Below are 606 nucleotides of genomic sequence, written 5' to 3'. Positions count from 1 at the left end.
AAACAACTATTCCACCGAGGTAAGAAAGATGAGTGCGGCTTCTCTGTATCCCGTTCGTCCCGAGGTTCTGGCCAATACGCTGACTGACGAGGCAACCTACAAAGCCATGTACCAGCAGTCGGTCGTCAACCCGGACGGCTTCTGGCGCGAGCAAGCCAAGCGCCTCGACTGGATCAAGCCTTTCACCACGGTGAAGCAGACCTCCTTCGACGATCACCATGTCGACATCAAATGGTTCGCCGACGGCACCCTCAACGTTTCCTACAACTGCCTCGACCGTCATCTGGCCGAGCGCGGCGATCAAGTCGCGATCATTTGGGAAGGGGATGACCCGGCCGAAAGCCGCAACATCACCTACCGCGAGCTGCACGAACAAGTCTGCAAGTTCGCCAACGCCTTGCGCGGCCAGGATGTGCACCGCGGCGACGTGGTGACTATCTATATGCCGATGATCCCCGAAGCCGTGGTCGCCATGCTGGCCTGCACCCGGATCGGTGCGATTCACTCGGTGGTGTTCGGTGGTTTCTCGCCGGAAGCCCTGGCCGGTCGCATCATCGACTGCAAATCCAAAGTGGTCATCACCGCTGACGAAGGCATTCGTGCCGG

General features: G+C 59.2%; 1 protein-coding gene. It reads left to right on the top strand.

The features are described from left to right. Positions 1-28 precede the first annotated feature (28 nt). The coding region (locus QMX98_RS34805; RefSeq protein WP_282412092.1) for an AMP-binding protein at positions 29-606 on the top strand (578 nt) is incomplete at its 3' end.

It is taken from the genome of Pseudomonas sp. PS02303, assembly GCF_029959925.1.
Taxonomy (GTDB): Bacteria; Pseudomonadota; Gammaproteobacteria; order Pseudomonadales; family Pseudomonadaceae; genus Aquipseudomonas; species Aquipseudomonas mandelii.
The sequence above is the reverse complement of the archived record's forward strand: the minus strand, read 5'-3'. Positions and strand labels throughout refer to the sequence as shown.